This window comes from Scandinavium lactucae, from assembly GCF_033843265.1.
Classification (GTDB): Bacteria; Pseudomonadota; Gammaproteobacteria; order Enterobacterales; family Enterobacteriaceae; genus Scandinavium; species Scandinavium lactucae.
This window is the reverse complement of the sequence record NZ_JAWXRD010000030.1, coordinates 294,222-301,288: the sequence shown is the minus strand read 5'-3', so window position 1 is coordinate 301,288 and position 7,067 is coordinate 294,222. Positions and strand designations below refer to the sequence as shown.

The window sequence follows — 7,067 nt, the reverse complement described above, 5'->3', positions numbered from 1 at the left end:
GCGCTTGCATGGCATGCAAGAGGTCAGCGGTTCGATCCCGCTTAGCTCCACCAAATTCTGCTCCCATCAGATTTGGTACGTGAAGTAACGTTACAAGACGTAACATTGTGGGGCTATAGCTCAGCTGGGAGAGCGCTTGCATGGCATGCAAGAGGTCAGCGGTTCGATCCCGCTTAGCTCCACCAAAATTCAAACCCTCGCTTCGGCGGGGGTTTTGCTTTTCTGAGCCTGCAAATTTGTAAACAAGCCTCTTATTGACGTCAATGCGCTACAATTTGTTAAATACCTTATAAACACTGAGACTTTTCTCTCTCGGGAACTTGCTTCGCTCAATTAATAAACATAATATTTCCCTGTTGCTATCATGTGCTCAGCCGGAACGTTCCTCCAATCATAATGAAGTCGAAAATAAATGCCTCAGCCAAACTCTTTCTGCTGGCACTAACCTTTAACCTTTTCTCGATTCCCTTTGCTCGTTTTCTCTCTCCAGCAACCGTGATTGATGGTAATGCCATCTATCTGGCCTGGCTGCCGTTGAGTGTTACCCTGGCGATGCTGCTCCTGTTAGGCCGTCAGGCCATCCTGCCGCTGCTGATTGCCTTTATGTTGACCAATGTGTGGATGCAGCCGCTCCCCATGCTTCAGTCTGCGATACTGCTGTTTTGCCAGCTGTTTGCCCCTGTGCTGGCCTGCGGTATTCTCCGCTGGACGTTGGGTAAGCGCTGGCGCTTCGGATTGTCCAATCGTCATATGGGCGCGAGAATTTTTTGGGCGGGGTTTTTTGCCCCGCTGATGCTGAAGGTCACGATGTATCTGGCCGGGCACTATTTTCATTTTCCGGTTTCGGTTTCTGGATTTTTCGACTCAGGCTCGGTGCTCTACAGTATTGTGGATATCCAGAGCCTGATTTGCGCCGCACTGATATTTACTCTGCCCTGTTATTACCTGCTCCGGATGGCGCTTAATCCCCGTTATGCTCGCCGCTTCTGGCGGCGTCATATTGTGCCCGTGTTTGCCCAAGGGAGATGGCTGTTCACCGTGAACTGGCTGCTGGCAGTGACGGCTTTATTAATCCTGCTTTGTGCACCGTTTCAATCGAGCTACATTGCCGGTTACCTGGTGCCGCTGATTTTTATTCTGTTCTTCATTGTTATCAATCGCTTTAGCTACCCCCTCATGAGTCTGATGTGGGGCGTCAGCGCCTTTTTCCTTGTGGCGTATAACCGCAACTTCTTACAGGGTGTCAGCAACGCTTTCGCGCTGGCGTTTGTGCTGTCGGTGCTAATCTCCATCACCATTTGTCTGCTGTATATGGGAAACATTCAGGCGCGGAGTAATGCCATCAGGCGCAAATGGCATAATCAGGCCTGGCAGGATCCGCTGACCGGTTTGCCCAATCTGCGGGCGTTTGAAAACTATCTGGTGCAATATCCTCGGGTCAGCGTGTGCTGTCTGCGCATGGATAATCTGGAATTTTTAAGCCGCCATTACGGCATGATGATGCGCGTTCACTGCAAGCGGATGGTCACCCGCAGCCTGCAACCGTTGCTCGGCCCGGAGGAGAAACTTTTCCAGCTTCCGGGCAGTGAATTGCTACTGGTCCTCCACGGTTCGGAAGCGGCGGCTCGTCTGGCCTATATTATTGATTACCTTAATAGTCAGCCATTTTGCTGGCAGGGTGATGCCCTGGATTTGGAATTCGGTGCTGCATGGGGCGTGATAGAAGGTGAGGGCGAAGCGCTACACCACACGCTGGGACAGTTGAGCTGGCTTTCAGAGCAGGCCTGCGGTGCCCGACGCGTCCTGGCGCTCGATAACAGCCTGGCGACAGTGTCTGACAATACGACCGAGCGCGTAATGCAGCTCAACCGGGTGAAAAAGGCGCTGGCAGAAGGAGAGGTGCGGCTGTATGCCCAACCAATAGTCAGCCAGTCCGGTGATCGTTATCACGAGATCCTCGCCAGGATGGTCTGGGATGGGGAGATTATTACCCCTGATCAATTCATCCCGGTTATCGCCCAATTCAACCTCAGCAAGCGTTTTGATCTGCTGGTGGTAGAGACATTATTCCGGGAGATGAAAACGTTACCCGGTGAGCGTTTCTCGGTGAATCTGATGCCGTTCACCCTGATGCAAAAAGAGAGTGCCAATAAAATTCTGGAGCTGTTCAGCCAATATGACATTTCGCCGAAGCTTGTGACCATTGAGATAACCGAGCAGCAGGCATTTTCCGGTTCGGAAATCAGCGTGTTGAATATTCGCCGCCTTCAGGAATATGGCTGCCAAATCGCGATTGATGATTTCGGCACTGGCTATGCGAACTACGAGCGCCTGAAACGGCTGGAAGCGGATATCGTTAAAATCGATGGCTGTTTTGTGCGGGATATACTCACTGACCCGGTCGATAAGATGATCGTCAATTCTATCTGCGATCTGGCGAGGGTGAAAAATCTGACCCTGGTGGCAGAATTTGTTGAAACCGAGGAACAAAGAACGCTGCTGTATAAAATGGGCGTCAATTATTTGCAGGGGTATTTGATAGGTAAACCGCGTCCAATTGAGGAACTGCGGGCATAAAAAAGCCGGGCATCGCCCGGCTTTTTTGACCGTTTTTTACAGGACCAGCGCCGCGATGGACGCAGACAGCACGCTCACCAGGGTAGAACCGTAAACCAGTTTCAGGCCGAAGCGTGAAACCACGTTACCCTGCTCTTCGTTCAGACCTTTAATCGCACCGGCGATGATACCGATAGAAGAGAAGTTGGCGAAGGAAACCAGGAAGATGGACAGGATACCTTCTGCACGCGGAGACAGTGTGCTGGCCACTTTCTGCAGATCCATCATGGCAACAAATTCGTTAGAGACCATTTTGGTCGCCATAATACTGCCGACCTGCAATGCTTCGCTGGCAGGCACGCCCATCACCCAAGCCACTGGCCAGAAGATGTAGCCGAGGATCCCCTGGAAGGAGATACCGTGGCCAAACCAGCTGGTGACCGTGAAGAACAGGGCGTTCAGCGCAGCAATCAGGGCGATGAAGCCGATCAGCATAGCGGAAACGATGATTGCCACTTTGAAGCCTGCCAGAATGTACTCGCCCAGCATTTCAAAGAAGCTCTGACCTTCGTGCAGATTAGACATCTGCAGATTCTCTTCACTCTGCTCAACGCGATACGGGTTGATGAGTGACAGAACGATAAAGGTGCTGAACATGTTCAGGACCAGTGCGGCAACCACATATTTTGGGTCCAGCATGGTCATGTACGCGCCGACGATGGACATCGATACGGTAGACATTGCGGTCGCCGCCATGGTGTACATGCGGTTGCGCGACATCTTACCGAGGATGTCTTTATAGGCGATAAAGTTTTCGGACTGACCGAGGATCAGGGAGCTAACCGCGTTGAAAGACTCCAGTTTACCCATACCGTTGACTTTAGACAGCACGGTACCAATTGCGCGAATCACAATCGGCAGAATACGGATGTGCTGCAAAATACCAATCAGTGCGGAAATGAATACAATCGGGCACAGCACTTTCAGGAAGAAGAATGCCAGGCCTTCATCGTTCATTTTACCGAAGACGAAATTTGTCCCTTCGTTAGCAAATCCGAGAAGTTTTTCGAACATCTCGGAGAATCCTTTCACAAATCCCAGGCCGACATCTGAGTTCAGGAAGAACCAGGCCAGCAGGACTTCAATAACAAGCAATTGAATCACATAGCGAATGCGGATCTCTTTACGATTGTGACTGACCAGCAACGCCAGAATCGCAACCACGGCAAGCGCGAGGACAAAGTGTAGAACGCGGTCCATATTTGCTCCAAATATGAGGCAGGTTAAATTTCCGTGCACATTCTATGCAACAACATAAAAGAAAACGAGATCCATGCCTCACTATAGTTAGAACCTGTGAGCAATCTCAAAAAAGGTGATCAACCATACAAATCTGTTATGTTATGTAAAGGTGTTAAAAGTTGCGTTAATGTACTAGTCTGACTGGTAAAGCATCCTGACGGTACTCTTCCCGATAACATGGCTGTTGCTTGACCCGCAGCTATCGTTTCCATCTATCAGAGAAATCATTATCACCATACTAAATGAACTTGATAATCATTCTCATTTTGATAAAGTGAAACATAGCAAAGGCTATATTCCAGAGGCAGAAAATGACAAACAGTCGCGTTGAGAGTAGCAGCAGTCGCGCAGCGCGCAAGATGCGGTTTGCATTAATGGGGCCTGCGTTCATTGCTGCCATTGGTTATATCGATCCGGGCAACTTTGCTACCAATATTCAGGCGGGTGCCAGTTACGGCTATCAACTGCTGTGGGTCGTCGTTTGGGCCAACCTGATGGCGATGCTGATCCAGGTCTTGTCTGCCAAGCTGGGGATTGCCACCGGCAAAAACCTGGCCGAACAAATTCGTGACCACTATCCGCGCCCGCTGGTGTGGATCTATTGGGTACAGGCAGAAATTATCGCCATGGCGACCGATCTGGCCGAATTCATTGGCGCGGCGATTGGTTTCAAACTCATTCTCGGCGTTTCGTTGTTGCAGGGCGCGGTGCTAACCGGGGTCGCGACCTTCCTGATCCTGATGTTGCAAAGCCGTGGACAGAAGCCGCTGGAGAAAGTCATCGGCGGTCTGCTGCTGTTTGTCGCGGTGGCGTACATTGTGGAGCTGATTTTCTCGCAACCTGCGCTGGCGCCGTTGGCTAAAGGGATGATTATTCCCTCTCTGCCGACATCAGAAGCGGTGTTCCTTGCGGCGGGGGTGCTCGGCGCCACCATCATGCCGCACGTGATTTATCTGCACTCCTCATTGACCCAACATCTTCATGGCGGCTCGCGGCAGGAACGCTACAGTGCCACAAAATGGGATGTGGGGGTGGCGATGACCATTGCCGGGTTTGTTAATCTGGCGATGATGGCGACCGCAGCGGCGGCGTTTCACTTCAACGGCCATACCGGTATTGCCGATTTGGATCAGGCTTATCTGACACTCGAGCCATTGCTGAGCCACGCCGCCGCCACGATATTCGGTCTGAGCCTGGTGGCTGCCGGGCTGTCGTCAACCGTCGTTGGGACGCTGGCCGGGCAGGTGGTGATGCAGGGCTTTATCCGTTTCCACATTCCGCTGTGGTTTCGTCGGGCGGTAACCATGCTGCCCTCGTTTGTGGTTATCCTGCTCGGATTGGATCCCACGCGAATACTGGTGATGAGCCAGGTGTTACTCAGCTTTGGTATTGCGCTGGCGCTGGTGCCGTTGCTGCTGTTTACCAGCGATAAAAAATTGATGGGCGACCTGGTGAATACCCGACTCGTGAAACGCACGGGATGGGTTATCGTGGCACTGGTCGTGGCGTTGAACGGCTGGCTGCTGGTAGGTACATTGCTGGGGTTGTAAAGCGCTATGCTATGTTGTGTAGCAAGCAATGAGAAAGCAGCCCGAAGGCTGCTTTTTTAATGGTGTCCGTGGCCATGTCCGTGCCCGCCACGGCCCGGACCGCGACCCCAACCGCCACGGTGGTCATCGCGATCGTTCCAGCCTTCACGGTAACCGCGTTCATAGGCGTTATGCTTATCCCAACCGCGGTGCCTGCCGTTATCATGACGATGCCAGCGCGAATCGCGCCATTCATAGTTACGACGCCAGTAGTCGCGGTCACGCCAACCGCCGCCGTCCCAATAGTTGCCGTAATTGTCGCGATCGCCAATTTGTAATTTAACCGATGGCAGCAGGGTGATTTCGCCTGCATTCGCCACCATTGGGGCACTTGCCAGTAATACTGCAGCCAGAATCAGTGACCTGAACATGGCGTTTCTCCTCACTATCGGGGCCTAAGTGGGCCTGTTAACGCAATCTTACGAGGTGTTACAACCGCGTAGGATTGGAGCAACTCCTAAAACCCAGGTCACAGCACTTTTTGCTAAAAATGGCGTTATTTTGTTCCGTTCAGAATGGCGTCGATGGCGGCAATTTCCTGTTCCGTGAACTGACGATGACTCAACATACCTACCGCGTCGTCAAGCTGTGCGGTCTTGCTGGCACCAATCAACACCGACGTGATTTTGCCATTACGCAATACCCAGGCCAGCGCCATTTGTGACAATTTCTGACCGCGCGAGTTTGCAATCTCATGCAACTGGCGCACTTTATTGAGCTTCTCTTCGGTGATGCTGTCGGCGCTGAGGAACTTGCTCCCGCTGGCAGCGCGTGAATCAGCCGGGATCCCATTCAGATAACGGTCGGTGAGCTGTCCGCCAGCCAGCGGGGAGAAGGCAATCGCGCCGACGCCTTGCTCCTGAAGCAGGTCGGTCAGGCCCTGTTCAACCCAACGTTCGAACATCGAGTATTTCGGCTGATGGATAAGGCACGGCGTACCCAGACCCTGCAAAATCGCCAATGCTTCACGTGCGCGATCGGCCGGATAATTGGAAAGCCCGACATACAGGGCTTTACCCTGGCGCACTACGTGATCCAGCGCGCGCATGGTTTCTTCCAGCGGCGTATCAGGGTCAGGGCGGTGATGATAGAAAATATCGACATACTCCAGCCCCATGCGTTTCAGGCTCTGATCGAGGCTTGCCACCAGGTATTTTCGTGAACCCCAGTCGCCGTAGGGACCGTCCCACATGGTGTAACCCGCTTTAGTGGAAATAATCAGCTCATCGCGATACGGCAGAAAATCTTCGCGCAGAATGCGCCCAAAATGGCTCTCGGCTGAGCCCGGCGGTGGGCCGTAGTTATTGGCGAGATCAAAATGGGTGATCCCGAGATCGAACGCATGGCGCAGCAATTGACGGCTGGTTTCCACTAACGTTTCATCGCCGAAGTTGTGCCAAAGGCCCAGCGAAATGGCGGGGAGCTTGAGTCCGCTTCGGCCACAGCGATGATATTCCATCGTCTCGTAGCGCGTCGGATTTGCCTGATAAACCATCAAAACCTCCAGTAGGGACAGGGTGTGTATACGTTTACACTAATCAATGTTGCCTTTGACGTACACTCTTTAACGCTGTAAACCCTACTTTCCACAAAGAAAATCTTATCCTTCTGGACAGACTT

General features: G+C 52.3%; 5 protein-coding genes and 1 tRNA gene. 3 read left to right on the top strand and 3 right to left on the bottom strand.

All coding sequences use genetic code 11. The annotated features are described in order from the left end of the window. Nucleotides 1-109 precede the first annotated feature (109 nt). Together SIK69_RS13450 and SIK69_RS13445 are read left to right on the top strand one after the other, a co-directional pair. A tRNA-Ala gene (locus SIK69_RS13450) sits at nucleotides 110-185 on the top strand. A gap of 211 nt (nucleotides 186-396) precedes the next feature. Next, the gene (locus SIK69_RS13445) at nucleotides 397-2,577 is read left to right on the top strand and encodes an EAL domain-containing protein (protein WP_319786280.1); all 2,181 of its coding nucleotides are present in this window, start codon (nucleotides 397-399) and stop codon (nucleotides 2,575-2,577) included. Between the two features lie 36 nt (nucleotides 2,578-2,613). Here SIK69_RS13445 and SIK69_RS13440 read toward each other — a convergent pair whose 3' ends face one another. After that, nucleotides 2,614-3,816: a NupC/NupG family nucleoside CNT transporter gene (locus SIK69_RS13440; protein WP_319786279.1), complete on the bottom strand. Its 1,203-nt coding sequence runs from the start codon at nucleotides 3,814-3,816 to the stop codon at nucleotides 2,614-2,616. Between the two features lie 353 nt (nucleotides 3,817-4,169). Between SIK69_RS13440 and SIK69_RS13435 the strand changes: the two genes are divergently transcribed. Then, entirely contained in the window at nucleotides 4,170-5,408 is a 1,239-nt protein-coding gene (locus SIK69_RS13435; RefSeq protein ID WP_319628775.1) for an Nramp family divalent metal transporter, read from the top strand. Between the two features lie 56 nt (nucleotides 5,409-5,464). Here SIK69_RS13435 and SIK69_RS13430 read toward each other — a convergent pair whose 3' ends face one another. Together SIK69_RS13430 and mgrA are read right to left on the bottom strand one after the other, a co-directional pair. Continuing rightward, nucleotides 5,465-5,818 carry a DUF2502 domain-containing protein gene (locus tag SIK69_RS13430; protein WP_319628776.1) on the bottom strand — a complete coding sequence of 118 codons (354 nt, stop codon included), beginning with the start codon at nucleotides 5,816-5,818 and terminating at the stop codon, nucleotides 5,465-5,467. Between the two features lie 125 nt (nucleotides 5,819-5,943). Continuing rightward, nucleotides 5,944-6,942, bottom strand: a complete 999-nt coding sequence (gene mgrA / locus SIK69_RS13425; RefSeq protein WP_319786278.1) for an L-glyceraldehyde 3-phosphate reductase — start codon at nucleotides 6,940-6,942, stop codon at nucleotides 5,944-5,946. Nucleotides 6,943-7,067: the final 125 nt, after the last annotated feature.